Origin of the sequence: Hoeflea sp. AS60, from assembly GCF_038900115.1 — a bacterium.
GTDB lineage: Bacteria > Pseudomonadota > Alphaproteobacteria > Rhizobiales > Rhizobiaceae > Hoeflea.
Window position 1 is genome coordinate 39,963 of sequence record NZ_JBBMQP010000007.1, and the last position, 12,746, is coordinate 52,708.

General features: G+C 57.8%; 10 protein-coding genes. 2 read left to right on the plus strand and 8 right to left on the minus strand.

All coding sequences use genetic code 11. The features are described 5' to 3' along the window. Positions 1-4: 4 nt before the first annotated feature. The 7 genes from WNZ14_RS22730 to tkt all read right to left on the minus strand — a co-directional run bounded on the left by WNZ14_RS22730 (position 5) and on the right by tkt (position 9,865). Positions 5-1,243 (minus strand): MFS transporter, encoded by a 1,239-nt coding sequence (locus WNZ14_RS22730; protein WP_342870970.1) that lies wholly within the window; start codon positions 1,241-1,243, stop codon positions 5-7. Positions 1,244-1,483: 240 nt separating this feature from the next. Further along, positions 1,484-2,233: an SGNH/GDSL hydrolase family protein gene (locus WNZ14_RS22735; RefSeq protein ID WP_342870971.1), complete on the minus strand. Its 750-nt coding sequence runs from the start codon at positions 2,231-2,233 to the stop codon at positions 1,484-1,486. A 121-nt stretch (positions 2,234-2,354) separates the two neighbouring features. Further along, positions 2,355-3,248 carry a fructose bisphosphate aldolase gene (locus tag WNZ14_RS22740; protein ID WP_342870972.1) on the minus strand — a complete coding sequence of 298 codons (894 nt, stop codon included), beginning with the start codon at positions 3,246-3,248 and terminating at the stop codon, positions 2,355-2,357. A 177-nt stretch (positions 3,249-3,425) separates the two neighbouring features. After that, positions 3,426-4,622 carry a phosphoglycerate kinase gene (locus WNZ14_RS22745; protein WP_342870973.1) on the minus strand — a complete coding sequence of 399 codons (1,197 nt, stop codon included), beginning with the start codon at positions 4,620-4,622 and terminating at the stop codon, positions 3,426-3,428. A 111-nt stretch (positions 4,623-4,733) separates the two neighbouring features. Continuing rightward, entirely contained in the window at positions 4,734-6,533 is a 1,800-nt protein-coding gene (locus WNZ14_RS22750) for a potassium/proton antiporter (protein ID WP_342870974.1), read from the minus strand. Positions 6,534-6,816: 283 nt separating this feature from the next. Next, the gene (gene gap, locus WNZ14_RS22755; RefSeq protein WP_342870975.1) at positions 6,817-7,827 is read right to left on the minus strand and encodes a type I glyceraldehyde-3-phosphate dehydrogenase; all 1,011 of its coding nucleotides are present in this window, start codon (positions 7,825-7,827) and stop codon (positions 6,817-6,819) included. A gap of 46 nt (positions 7,828-7,873) precedes the next feature. Further along, on the minus strand, positions 7,874-9,865 hold the full coding sequence (gene tkt, locus WNZ14_RS22760; protein WP_342870976.1) for a transketolase: 1,992 nt from the start codon (positions 9,863-9,865) through the stop codon (positions 7,874-7,876). A gap of 234 nt (positions 9,866-10,099) precedes the next feature. Between tkt and WNZ14_RS22765 the strand changes: the two genes are divergently transcribed. Then, entirely contained in the window at positions 10,100-10,372 is a 273-nt protein-coding gene (locus WNZ14_RS22765) for a DUF4164 domain-containing protein (protein ID WP_342870977.1), read from the plus strand. Positions 10,373-10,438: 66 nt separating this feature from the next. Continuing rightward, the gene (locus WNZ14_RS22770) at positions 10,439-10,801 is read left to right on the plus strand and encodes a cell division protein ZapA (protein ID WP_342870978.1); all 363 of its coding nucleotides are present in this window, start codon (positions 10,439-10,441) and stop codon (positions 10,799-10,801) included. Between the two features lie 26 nt (positions 10,802-10,827). Here the strand turns inward: WNZ14_RS22770 and WNZ14_RS22775 are convergent, their stop codons facing one another. Then, positions 10,828-12,615, minus strand: coding sequence for an alpha/beta fold hydrolase (locus WNZ14_RS22775; protein ID WP_342870979.1), 1,788 nt, complete (start codon positions 12,613-12,615; stop codon positions 10,828-10,830). Positions 12,616-12,746: the final 131 nt, after the last annotated feature.

Here is a 12,746-nt window from a genome sequence, read left to right on the forward strand (position 1 = left end):
GGACCTAGTTTTCCTGGCTTGCGCGGGGATCAAGATTGATCGATTCAGGTGTCGCGGCCCTTGCCGATGGCGTGGAAGAGAAGTTCTCACGCTCTTCGGCAGGGATGGCGGCGCGTATGCGGGTGCGGACCATTGCGTATGCGGCAATCCCGAAGTGCGATACTGCCGTGACCGCGAACAGCAGGTAAGGGCTGTAGCCCATGGTAATGCCGCCGACGAGCGGCCCGATGATGGTGCCGATACCGTAGAGCAGCAGCAAGCCGCCTGACACCGTGACGAACTTGTCACTCGGTGCGAAGTCGTTCGCATGCGCAACAGTGATGGAATACAGGGTGTAGGACATCGCACCATAGAGCGACACCAAGCCGAACAGAACCGCGATGCCTGATGGCTTGACCAATGCGATGGCCAGCCCCGACAAGCCTGCGATCACGGCGAGGCCAGCAAGGACATAGCGCCGGTCCATGCGGTCTGACATGCGTCCGGCGGGAACCTGCATGACGGCGCCGGAAAAGATGGTGATCGACATCATGGTGGCGATGGTGATCGTGCTCAGGCCGACAGTGGCACCAAAAACCGGCGCCAGGGTGCCGAACGCGCCATTCGCGACGCCGATCAAGAGGATGGATATGAAGGAGACCGGCGAATTCCGGTATATCATCCCGAGATCAAGCTTGATCTCCTTCAACGGCGCCGGGCTGGATGCGGTCGATACGGCCGTGGGCAGAAGAGCCAGGCAATAAAGAATGCCCGCGATTACAAACAGCGTTGTTTGTGTCACATCACCGAAGGCGACACTCATCTGACCGGCGACAATGGCAACATAGGTGACGGTCATATAGAGCGAGAAAATCAGGCCGCGGGTCTCGTTGGTGGCGCGCTCATTGAGCCAGCTTTCGATGATCATGAAGGCAGCAGCCAGCGAGAAACCGGTGACCACGCGAAGCAGGATCCAGCTGATCGGATCGACCAGCAGGCCGGTGAGCAGCGCGATAATGGCAATCGTTGCGGAAAATGCCGAGAAGGCGCGAACGTGGCCAATTCGCCGGACCAGCCTTTGCGAGAATATGCACCCGAGAACAAAACCGGTGGCCCAGCTGGTACCAAGTAGACCAAGCGAAGTCGGGGAGAAGTTTTCCGCGGAGCCACGCATGGGCAGCAACAAGCCGTGAAGGCCATTGCCAGCCAGCAGGAAAGCCGTGCCGAGAAGCAATGACAATACGGGAAGGAGATTTCTGCGCATGATGGACCGGTGTGTAAAAGTGTTTCAGGATTTTGGCGAACCGGGAATCATCGCCCAGATTTCGTAAAGCCTAGCTGATTGACCAGGATCATGACAGGTGTATGGCTAAAGTGAAAAAGGCGTGACGCATGTCGACAAAAATACTGCTTGTCCTGGTTCTGGTAGCCATGGGACTGCATTTGATCAAACCTTTTGGTCTTCCAGGACTGAGACGGCGGGGTGACGTCTGGAAAATCGCGCTTATTCTGATTTTTGCGATGATGATGTCGCTGGTGCTTCGGCCTGAATGATCCGGGCGATATGCTGAGCCCAGTGCCTGTAGCCGAGCGCATTGGCATGGAATCCATCGATGGCGAAGCCCTCGGGCCCTTCGACAGGAAGTGGCGCCATGGCAATCGCATTGCGTTCGCGGCAGAGCTGAGCACCCATTTTATTGATGATCTGCGCGCGCAGGCCGAGGATGAAGCCCAGTGAAGCCGGTAGTGCGGGAACATCGGGCATATCGACCACCGGCGACCAGAAGACTTTTGCTTCGGGCCAGCGGGCGTGGACTGCATACAGCAGGCCGCCGAAACCCTTCTTGAAAGTCGAGCGGGTGACAAAATTCTTGGCATCATTGGTGCCGACGGTCACGATCACATGGGTGAAGTCGCGCTCTTCGATATGAGGGATCACATGGTCACGCACTTGCGCGGCAATGGCGGAATTGGCGCCGGCATTGCGCCAGGCAACCGGATTGCCGGTAGCTTCATTCAGCGCCGATGCGAGTTGCGGTCCGAGAGTGTCTTCAATCCGGTCGGCGCCAACGCCCGCGGCAGACGAATCGCCAATGATCAGAAGACGGATCTCGGCGGTGCCATTGCCAACCTGGCCCTTTGGTCGACCACGTGGCGGCGGAAGACGAGGCACAATCTTCCTGACGCCCAGTCCTTTGACGAGGGCGAGCGGGATCAGAAGCCAACTTAGGAGGCCGACAAGAAAACTGTTCATGGACGCTATCGTATCTCCCTGTCAGGACTGACCATCATGGCTTGGATGCCTGGCCAGCATAAAAGACAACCCGCCGAGTTGCCACGGCGGGTTGAAACAAATCCGTTTCGGGAGTGCCTGATCAGGCGGCGCGAGAGGCCTGAAAGATGCTGTCGATCGTGGCAGCCAGCGTCGCATCGAAGTCGGCATCCGTCTGGCCGTGTGACAGTCCCTCGGTCAAAGCGCGCGAGAACGAGGCAATTACCCCGTCATTGGCGCTGAGCAACTGGTTGGCCTCGTCACGGGAATAGCCGCCCGAGAGTGCGACGACGCGCATGACACGTGGATTATCGACCAGCGGCTTGTAGAGATTGGCGACGGTCGGAAGCGACAGTTTCAGCATGACCTGCTGAGCGGCGGGAGCGCTATCGAGGTGCCGCTGGATCGCATCAAGCAGCAGTGCTTCGGCTTCGGCTTTGTCCGCAATCTTGATATTCACCTCGGGCTCGAGAATAGGCATCAATCCATGAGCCAGGATCTGCTGGCCGATTTCGAATTGCTGGGCAACGATCTCTTCGATCCCGTCCTTGTTGGCGGCATTGACGACCGAGCGCATCTTGGTGCCAAAGATGTTCTTGGCGACAGCGCGCTCCAAAAGCGCATCGAGATCGCCCATCGGCTTCATCAGCTGCACGCCGTTCTTTTCATCCATCAGTCCCTTGTCTACTTTCAGAAAAGGCACGATGCCGCGCTTGTCCCAAAGATAGTCGGCTGTGGGAATACCATCAATCTCGCCATCCATGGTGCGCTCGAACAGGATAGCGCCAATCACCTTTTCGCCGGTGAAGGCAGGCGACTTGATGATGCGGGCGCGCATGGCGTGGATCTGTGCGAACATCTCTGTATCGCCGGAATAGGCGTCTTCTTCCACGCCATAGAGTTTGAGAGCCTTGGGCGTGGATCCGCCTGACTGGTCGAGCGCAGCGATGAAGCCGTCCTTCTTCGCCATCTGTTGCGCCATGGTTACGTTCATCATGCCTTAATCCCCGTTTATCAGCTTGTTGGGTGCTGCTTTAACAGATGCTGCGACCGGGAGAAAATAGGCTTCAGGTGGCTTGAATCGATTGAATGTCTTTTAATCGATTGAATATACATGGCTTTTTGGGGTCATCCTTAACGGTCGTATGCTCGCAGAGCGGACCGGTCGCCAGTTTCAGACCTTGAGAACATCAACTCCGGGCAAGGGCTTACCTTCCATCCATTCCAGAAAGGCGCCGCCTGCCGTGGACACATAGGTGAAATCTTCCGCCACACCTGCGTGATTGAGTGCTGAGACTGTGTCACCGCCGCCAGCGACTGAGACCAGAAGACCTTCTCGGGTGCGGCGAGCAGCATGTTGAGCGGCAGACACGGTGGACGCTTCAAATGGCGGGATTTCAAAGGCGCCAAGCGGGCCATTCCACACCAGCGTATCTGCCTTGGTGATCCAGGCATTGATGGCTTCGACGGATTTTGGTCCGACGTCGAGCATCATCGCATCGGCGGGAATGGCTGCGACATCTACTGTTTCATTGTCTGCTCCAGCCTTGAATTCGCGGGCGACAACGCCATCAACAGGCAGAACGATTGCGCATCCTGATGCCGAGGCCTCAGCCTCGATTGCCTTGGCGGTGTCAGCAAGATCATGCTCGCACAGGGACTTGCCGACATTGATGCCGCGGGCAGCCAGAAAGGTGTTTGCCATACCGCCACCGATGACCAGTGCATCGACCTTCTTCACCAGGTTCTGCAACAGGTCGATCTTGGTTGATACCTTCGCGCCGCCAACAATGGCGACGACCGGTCGCGCAGGGTTGCCAAGACCCTTTTCGAGCGCGATGAGCTCTGCCTGCATGGTGCGCCCGGCATAGGACGGCAGGAGATGAGCCAGTCCTTCGGTCGAGGCATGAGCGCGATGGGCCGCCGAGAAAGCGTCATTGACGAAGATGTCGCCGTTCTCAGCCAGTGCCTTGGCGAATGCGGGATCGTTCTTTTCTTCGCCAGCATGAAAGCGTGTGTTTTCCAAAAGCAGCACATCACCGTCGACCATGGCGTCAACGGCCTTCCGGGCGGTTTCGCCAATGCAATCGGCTGCAAAATGGACCCGGTGATCGAGAACGCTTTCGACGATGCCGGCAATCGGGTCGAGCGACATTGAAGGCACGGCCTCGCCCTTAGGGCGGCCGAAATGCGCCAGCAGGATCACCCGCGCGCCTTTCCCGGACAGTTCCATGATGGTTGGGGCAACTCGTTCGATGCGGGTGGTGTCGGTTACCTTGCCATCCTTGACGGGAACATTGAGATCGACGCGGAGAAGAACACGCTTGCCGGAAAGATCGGCCAAATCATCGATGGTTTTGAATGTCGTCATTGCATGTTCCGTTCGTCAAGTTGGTGTCCTGCGGGCTTCCGGCGCGGAGATTACATCGCATATGCAGCGACGCAAGGCGAGGAAGGGAAATTCTGTTTGCTGCTTCCCGCCTCATGCACGTCGTTTGCGGGCAAAATCCCGCGCCAACTGAATGATCTCGCGAAAGTTCAGGAAAAGTGGCAGCCGGGTCGCAGGCACGACAGGTTCAAGCGAAATGCCGACCATCTTTATGAGGCCATTTTCGTCGGTCTGGCGCACGATCAGTACGATACGTCCAAGCTTGACGCGATCAGCGTAGTCCGGCTTGCCACCCAGACGCTGCTCCATAAGTTCGGAAATGGTAAGCGCCTTCTCGGCAGCATTGAGCAAACCCGGTCCATAGGCATTGTCGAGTTCCTCCCCGCTTCTTGACGGATCGATCGTGAAGGTGCCGAAAAACTCGTTGTCATCTTCGCTCACGGCAACCTTGGAGGCGAACAACCGGTCGAGAAGACGGGAAAATCCGGGCGCGATGAACAGATAGACCTGGTCATTTTCGCGCAACCGTCCGGCATATTGGTAGCGCATTGATTTGCCGTCGCGAATGACCAGTGAGGGCCGCGCCCAGCGTGGAATTCTCTCGCCGCGCAGGACCGGGCTGTCAGCGACAACCCGGTAGGTCAGCAGTTCATGATTGGCGGTACCGGGAAGGTCGAGCTCGTGCTTGTAAATGGCGCCGATTTGCGGAGGTACGATCAAACCCAGCCTGCGTGCGATCGGCTTGACCGTCCAGCCCTGAATCGCGAGTGAAACCATCACCACGATGAAGGTTGTGTTGAAGTAGAGCTGGCCGTTTTCGAGATTGCCGAGAATGGGCAGAATCGCCAGCAGGATGGAAACCGCGCCGCGCAAGCCGACCCAGGCGACAAAGCCGGTTTCGCGCTGCGTGTAGTCGAATGGCAGCAGGCAGAGCCAGACAGCCAGCGGACGGGCAATGAAGACCAGAAAGATGGCGAGGCCGACCGCAGGCAGGATGATCTGCGGAAACTGCGACGGCGTAGCGAGGAGGCCGAGGACCAAAAACATGATGATCTGCGCCAGCCATGTCATGCCTTCCTGAAAGCGCATGATTGACGCTTTGGGCTGGATCTTCTTGTTGCCCGCATAGATACCGGCGACATAGACCGCCAGAAAACCGCTGCCGCCGATCGCCGATGTGTAGGCGAAGACCAGCAGCGCGAGTGCCAGCACGAAAATCGGAGCGAGACCGCGTTCGACCGGAATCCTGCGAATGATCTGCACGATCAGAACGCCGCCCAGAAGACCCATGACCAGGCCAAGGCCGATTTGCTTGGCGAACAAAACCAGGAGATCGACGCTGGCGCCGTTCAAATCCTCGCCGCTGGCCATGATGCCCACAAGCGCGGTGGTCAGGAAGATTGCCATCGGGTCGTTGGTCCCGGATTCGACTTCCAGCGTGGAGCGGACCCTGTCGCGGATGTTGATGCCGCCGGTGCGCAACAGAAAGAACACGGCCGCGGCATCGGTTGAGGCAACGATCGAACCCAGGAGCAGGCCCTCGAGCCATGAAAAGCCAAGCAGGTAGCGCGCGGCGATACCAAACAGAACTGCCGTCAACAGCACGCCGATGGTGGCGAGCGTCAGCGCCGGCACCGCCGCCTGTCTGAACGACTGAAGCGAGGTGCCGTAGCCCGAATCAAACAGGATGATGGCAAGCGCGATGGATCCCAGCATGTAGGCCGCGGCGTTGTTGGAGAAATCGATGCCCAGGCCATCGACGCCTGCCAGCAGTCCGATCATCAGAAACAACAGCAACAACGGCGCCCCGAAGCGCTCAGCCAGAAGGCTAGAGAAGGCTGCGATGAGAATGAGTGACATCGAAGCCAGCGTCACGAGGTAGAATGTGTCCAACCGACTTCCCTTGTCCAGGTTGTTGCCATGCGCAGCAGGTTTTGCTTGAGGAGCAAGTATGGGTGGAGGTTGCATCCGGATCAATGATTCCGAAGCCCAAAACCACACTTACCTCAAAACAAGGTCAGATTTGGACTGATATTTCAGTCCCGGGTGAAAGATCCGGCCGTCGGCATTTGCCGGTTGCCGGAATCGGCACCGCCACCGGTCTTTCGAGCGGTGGCGGTGCTTGTGTTCAGATGTTTTTCCGGTGGTTGCAGTCAAGCAAGCCGGTCACTGACTGCTAGATCAGTTTTGCCATCGCGACAGCGGTGTCACCCATCCGGTTGGAGAAACCCCATTCATTGTCATACCAGGTCAGGATCGAGCAGAAAGTGCCGTCCATAACCTTGGTCTGGTCCATATGGAACACGGAGGAATGCGGGTTGTGGTTGAAGTCGATCGAGACATTCGGCTCATCGGTGAAGCCGAGAACGCCCTTCAGCGGGCCATTGGCGGCTTCGCGGATGGCCTTGTTGATTTCCTCGACAGAGGTCGCGCGGCTGGCAATGAACTTCAGGTCCACAACCGAGACATTCGGGGTTGGGACGCGGATGGACATGCCATCGAGCTTGCCGTTGAGTTCGGGCAGGACGAGGCCAACAGCCTTGGCGGCGCCGGTCGACGTCGGAATCATCGACATTGCGGCAGCACGTGCGCGGTAGAGGTCCTTGTGCATGGTGTCGAGCGTTGGCTGGTCACCAGTGTAGGAATGGATGGTTGTCATCATGCCCTTTTCAACGCCGATGGCATTGTTGAGGACATAGGCGACGGGTGCCAGGCAGTTGGTTGTGCACGATGCGTTGGAAACCACGAGGTCGTCCTTGGTCAGCACGTCGTGGTTGACGCCGTAGACGATGGTCTTGTCAGCGCCGGCGGACGGTGCGGACACGAGAACCCGCTTGGCGCCGGCTTCGAGGTGAATGGCTGCCTTTTCGCGGGCAGTGAAGATGCCGGTGCATTCAAGAACGATGTCGATGCCGAGATCTGCCCAAGGCAGGTTCTTCGGGTCACGTTCTGCGAAGACCTTGAATGAATCACCACCTTCAATGCGGATGGTGTCACCGTCAACTTCAACTGTCTTGGGGAACTTTCCGTGCACGGAATCCCAGCGCAGCAGATGGGCGTTGGTTTCAACCGGACCGAGATCGTTGATCGCCACGATGTCGATGTCCGTGCGGCCGGATTCATAAATCGCTCGCACAACATTGCGTCCGATGCGGCCAAATCCGTTAATGGCAATCTTGGTCTTCATGTTACTTCTCCGTCTAGGGTCCGAGTGCGCCTGTTTCTGTCAGAGATCAGGCTTCGTCATGTAAGCGGGCTTCGACCGCTGCCACAGCGGCCTGGGCAGTGATGCCGAAATGCTCGTAGAGTTCCTTGTAAGGTCCGGATGCGCCGAACCCGGTCATGCCGATGAATATACCGTCGGCGCCGATAAAGTGGTCCCAACCCTGGCGGATGCCCGCCTCGATTGCGATCTTGACCTTGGAATCCCCGATTACAGCCTTTTTATACTGCACGCTTTGTTCTTCGAATAACTCAAAGCAGGGCACGGATACCACACGGGTGGTGTGACCATTCGCCTCAAGCATCTGGCGCGCTTCCAGCGCAATTTCGATTTCCGAACCGGTGGCGAAAATGGTGACCTCAGCATCGCTCGCCGAAACCAGATCATAGGCACCATAGGCGCAGAGATTTTCCTCGGTGAAATCGGTACGGACAGTTGGCAGGTTCTGGCGGGTCAGCGCAATGCCGCTGGGGCGCTTGCCCTGCTCGAGCGCGATTTCCCAGCATTCTGCTGTTTCGACAACGTCGGCCGGGCGGAATATCAACAGATTGGGGATCGCGCGCAGAGCGGCCATCTGTTCAACCGGCTGGTGGGTCGGTCCGTCTTCGCCAAGGCCGATGGAATCATGGGTCAGAACGTGGATGACACGAATGCCCATCAACGCTGCGAGGCGGATTGAAGGACGGCAGTAATCCGAGAAAATCAGGAAGCCCCCGGAATAGGGGATCAGCCCGCCATGCAGCGCAATACCGTTCATGATCGCGGCCATGCCATGTTCACGAATACCATAGTGAATGTAGCGGCCCGCGAAATCGTCGGGGGTGATCGCCTTGGTCTGGCTGGTGCGGGTGTTGTTGGAGCCGGTCAGGTCGGCCGATCCGCCGATGGTTTCGGGGACAACGCCGTTGATCACTTCGAGCGCCATTTCAGACGCCTTGCGAGTGGCAACATTCGGCAGATCTTCGGCCAGCTTCTTCTTGTAGGCGGTGATGGCTGGCTGAAGTTCACCAGGCAGTTCTCCGCTCATGCGGCGGTCGAATGCCATGCGGACGTCGTTGTTGGCGTCTGCCAGACGCGCTTCCCAGGCTTTCCGGTCCTTGACCGAGCGAAGCCCGGCCAGACGCCAGGCGTCGAGGATATCGGATGGTACGACGAATGGTTCTTCGTCCCAGCCGAGTGCCTTGCGCGTGCCGGCTATTTCCTTGTCGCCAAGCGGTGAGCCATGGGCGCCGCTGGTGCCGGCCTTGTTGGGCGCACCAAAACCAATGACGGTCTTTGCGGCAATCAGTGTCGGCCGGTCCGATTTCTGCGCGGCTTCGATGGCCTGCGCAATGGCGTCGGGGTCATGCCCGTCGATGTCGAGCGTGTTCCAGCCGGAGGCTGCAAAGCGTGCAAGCTGGTCGGTGGAATCAGTCAGCGAAACAGCGCCGTCGATCGAAATCGAATTGTTGTCCCAGAACAGGATGAGCTTGTTGAGCTTGAGGTGGCCGGCCAGCGAAATCGCTTCCTGGCTAATCCCTTCCATCAGGCAGCCGTCGCCTGCCAGAACATAGGTATAGTGCTCGACAAGATCGGAGCCGAACTCGGTGGCGAGCTTGCGCTCTGCCATGGCCATACCGACCGCATTGCCGATGCCCTGACCAAGTGGGCCGGTGGTGGTCTCTATGCCAGCTGCATGACCATACTCAGGGTGGCCGGCAGTGGGAGAGCCCAGCTGGCGGAAATTCTTGATGTCATCAAGCGAGATGTCGTCATATCCGAGCAGATAGAGCAGGGAATAGATCAGCATCGAGCCATGGCCAGCAGACAGCACGAAACGGTCGCGGTCGGGCCAATTGGGCTTTTTGGGATCAAAGGTCAGGTAGCGAGAAAAAAGCACCGTGGCGACATCGGCCGCGCCCATAGGCAGGCCGGGATGCCCGGATTTTGCTTTCTCTACAGCATCCATGGACAGAAACCGGATTGCATTCGCCATCCGGTCGTGTTTTTCGCGTGAAATCATGATGGTTCCGCCTGGTCGCGTTCATGTCATGTCCGGGCTTGATATAGACCGGATCGAAGGCCGCGCACACATAGCAGTTGCTTGGCGGGAGTCAACAAATGGCTTGGCCCAAACGTCTGGGGATGCAAAAGGTGGTTTTGTTGACGCCCCGTTCGGCTGATGCGTAAACTCGTGCTCACAAGTATCCGGAATTCAAGCGATTCGGCTTGTAGACCAGATCCAGGGAAGCTGATGATGCCGGTTGAAAGAACTGTACAATCCGCACTTGAGGCTTTGAAAAAAGCCTTGAATCAGCTCGATAATGAGGTCGACAGGCAGGTCGAGGCGAGCCGCAACTCAACTGAAGCGGCCGCAGAACTGGACCGGATGATCGAGGACCGCTCAGGAATTGCACTGGAACTTGACCAATCGCAAGACCGGGCCAACCGGCTGGAAGAGGCCAACCGCGAGGTTTCGCGTCGACTGGTAACGGCGATGGAAACCATCAGGGCCGTTCTGGACCGCTGAGAATTGTATTTGGACAATCGCATTTGCCTTCGATCACCCGAGGTCGTGCAAAACAGGATGTGTTGAATGGCGCAGGTTACCGTTACCATTGACAGCAAGACCTATCGGATGGCTTGCGAAGAAGGCCAGGAAGAGCATCTGACAGACCTCGCCGGGCGTTTCGACCGTTATGTAGGCCACCTGAAGACCCAGTTCGGCGAAATCGGCGATCTGCGGATCACGGTGATGGCGGGGATCATGGTGATGGACGAACTGCACGAGCTTCAGCGCCGGATGCGGGGGCTGGAAGCCGAGGTGGATACCTTGAAGAAGACCCGGGACAATGCGCTGAACCAGGTCGACAAGACCGACCATGATCTGGCGGAAGCCTTGTCCGAGGTTACCGACCAGATCGAGAAGATTGCTGGCAAGCTCTCCGGGCGGGCTTAGAGCCGATCAAGGCTTGCCGGGACTTGTCACTCTGATATCGCCGGTTGCTCCGCGAGCTCTTCGAGGGCTGCGATCACTTTTTCGGGCATGGCGTGGATAATATGCTGTCCAATCCGCTCAAATTCCTCGTAACGGCAATTGGTTATCCGGCTGGCGGCAATCCGGGCGAGACGCGGATTGACCGCCGGGTCGGTGGCGCCATGAAGAACCACGGTAGGCACGTTCAATGACGAAAGCAGGCCGCTCCAGTCCGAATTGCTGGATGAGGTGTCGGCAAGAAAGGCCGAGGCACCACGTGTCGTGACATGACGAATGCCCGCGCGGAGCAAATCATAGATTTCCGGGTCTGAAATCGCCTCGCGGTCTCCAGGACTGTTTTCTGCGAGAGCTGACAGATAGCGGTCAGAGCCGCCGTAGCGAAGATAGGATACGGCAGTGAGAGCGATGAACTGGTGGGCTTTGGCGGACGCAATGCCGCTTGACATTGCCAGTTTCTGAAGGACGCCCAGCGGCACCAGATGATCGGCCATCTGCAGCGGGAAATAGCCTGAACACAAGACCAGTCCACTGACCCGTTCCGGATGGCGCAGACAGTATTCGATCGCCGCATGGGCGCCAAAGAGATGCCCGAGCACGAGGCTGCGTCCAACATGGTGATCGTCGCAGACCTTCCGGGCATCATCGAGGCAAGTCATCATCAGTGATTTGCCTTGAGGCTGATCGTCCGTGCCTCCGTATCCAGGTTTGGATAAGCCGAGAAGCTCGAAGCCAGCGCGTTGCAGCCGCTGGCGCGCATCGGCGGTAAGCTCGGGGCTTTGCAAGAGCCCGTGAAACATGAGGACATGACCGCGGAGCCTGGCGGGGGTGGATGTCATCGGGTAATGGACATAGCTGATCTGCCGCCCGTTCCGCTCGGCCTTTCTCCAGGTCGACACGTCATAGGCAAACGGGAAATTGCCAATCGGGGTTGCGGCTTCGAGGACTGCTCCGCCGGACAGGGCTGCCAGGCTGACAAGATCGTTGACGACCTGCACGGCTTCCAGCCTCGATGTCACACCAAGTTTGCGGAAGATTGCCTGGGTCTGGCTTTTGACTGTCTCGACGGAGCGAAAGCGTTCCTTGGCAATTTCGACATTCGACTTGCCGTTGGCCATGAGTTCGAGGACTTCGATTTCAGAAGACGACAAACCAAGGCTGCCACTGAGGACCACCGGCACGCTGCGGCTCCAGTTTGCGCCGGGCAGAGTGACGATGACGACATCGAGCGCTTTGTCGCGGCTCAAGGAAACGAAGGCTCCTTCACCTTCGCTGCGAACAAAACGGCGGTTGCCGGTCTCTGCTTGTTCCTCTTGGCCAAACAGTGCTGCGATACTGGCCAGGACAGCGCCTGTCAGACTTGTTTGCAACAGCCGTATCTGAGGGCTTGAATGGGTAGACGAGCCTGCGTTGATGACTGTTCTGTGGTTACGGTCCAGCGCGAGCGAAAATCCGTCTAGGTAGCCGAATACCTTGTGAGCTTCCTGCGATTGAGCGATTATTCGCAGTGCACGATCAATGACGATCTTGACCGCAGGGCCTTCAACCAATGATCGATATTTGGCTTCCGGGGCAGGTGACATGACCTGTGCCAGTTCCGCGGCAATTTCAAAATGCTTGCCGATTTCCCCCGAGAAGACAGGTTGCCCTGTCTCTCCGACCGCCAGGAAGTCTTCGAGGTCCTTCATGAACTCGGTGAATTCCTGGTCACCCTTGAAATAGGAGTAAATGGCTTCGATTGCCATGGTGAGCGGGGTCGGACCACCGACTGAATTCATGGACCAGAACTCATTGTTTTGAAATCTTGCAGACACTTGATCTTACACGAGAGCAATCGTCTCACAAGTCTGCATGACGGAATTGAGTGCGTCGATTATACTTCCAAATTGGGGTGGCCACGTTGGCGGTC

What these genes read in the sequence shown, in the direction of transcription:
- WNZ14_RS22730 (WP_342870970.1), bottom strand. Translation starts at nt 1,243, where the DNA reads ATGCGCAGAAATCTCCTTCCCGTATTGTCATTGCTTCTCGGCACGGCT.
- WNZ14_RS22735 (WP_342870971.1), bottom strand. Translation starts at nt 2,233, where the DNA reads ATGAACAGTTTTCTTGTCGGCCTCCTAAGTTGGCTTCTGATCCCGCTC.
- WNZ14_RS22740 (WP_342870972.1), bottom strand. Translation starts at nt 3,248, where the DNA reads ATGATGAACGTAACCATGGCGCAACAGATGGCGAAGAAGGACGGCTTC.
- WNZ14_RS22745 (WP_342870973.1), bottom strand. Translation starts at nt 4,622, where the DNA reads ATGACGACATTCAAAACCATCGATGATTTGGCCGATCTTTCCGGCAAG.
- gap (WP_342870975.1), bottom strand. Translation starts at nt 7,827, where the DNA reads ATGAAGACCAAGATTGCCATTAACGGATTTGGCCGCATCGGACGCAAT.
- tkt (WP_342870976.1), bottom strand. Translation starts at nt 9,865, where the DNA reads ATGATTTCACGCGAAAAACACGACCGGATGGCGAATGCAATCCGGTTT.
- WNZ14_RS22765 (WP_342870977.1), top strand. Translation starts at nt 10,100, where the DNA reads ATGCCGGTTGAAAGAACTGTACAATCCGCACTTGAGGCTTTGAAAAAA.
- WNZ14_RS22770 (WP_342870978.1), top strand. Translation starts at nt 10,439, where the DNA reads ATGGCGCAGGTTACCGTTACCATTGACAGCAAGACCTATCGGATGGCT.
- WNZ14_RS22775 (WP_342870979.1), bottom strand. Translation starts at nt 12,615, where the DNA reads ATGAATTCAGTCGGTGGTCCGACCCCGCTCACCATGGCAATCGAAGCC.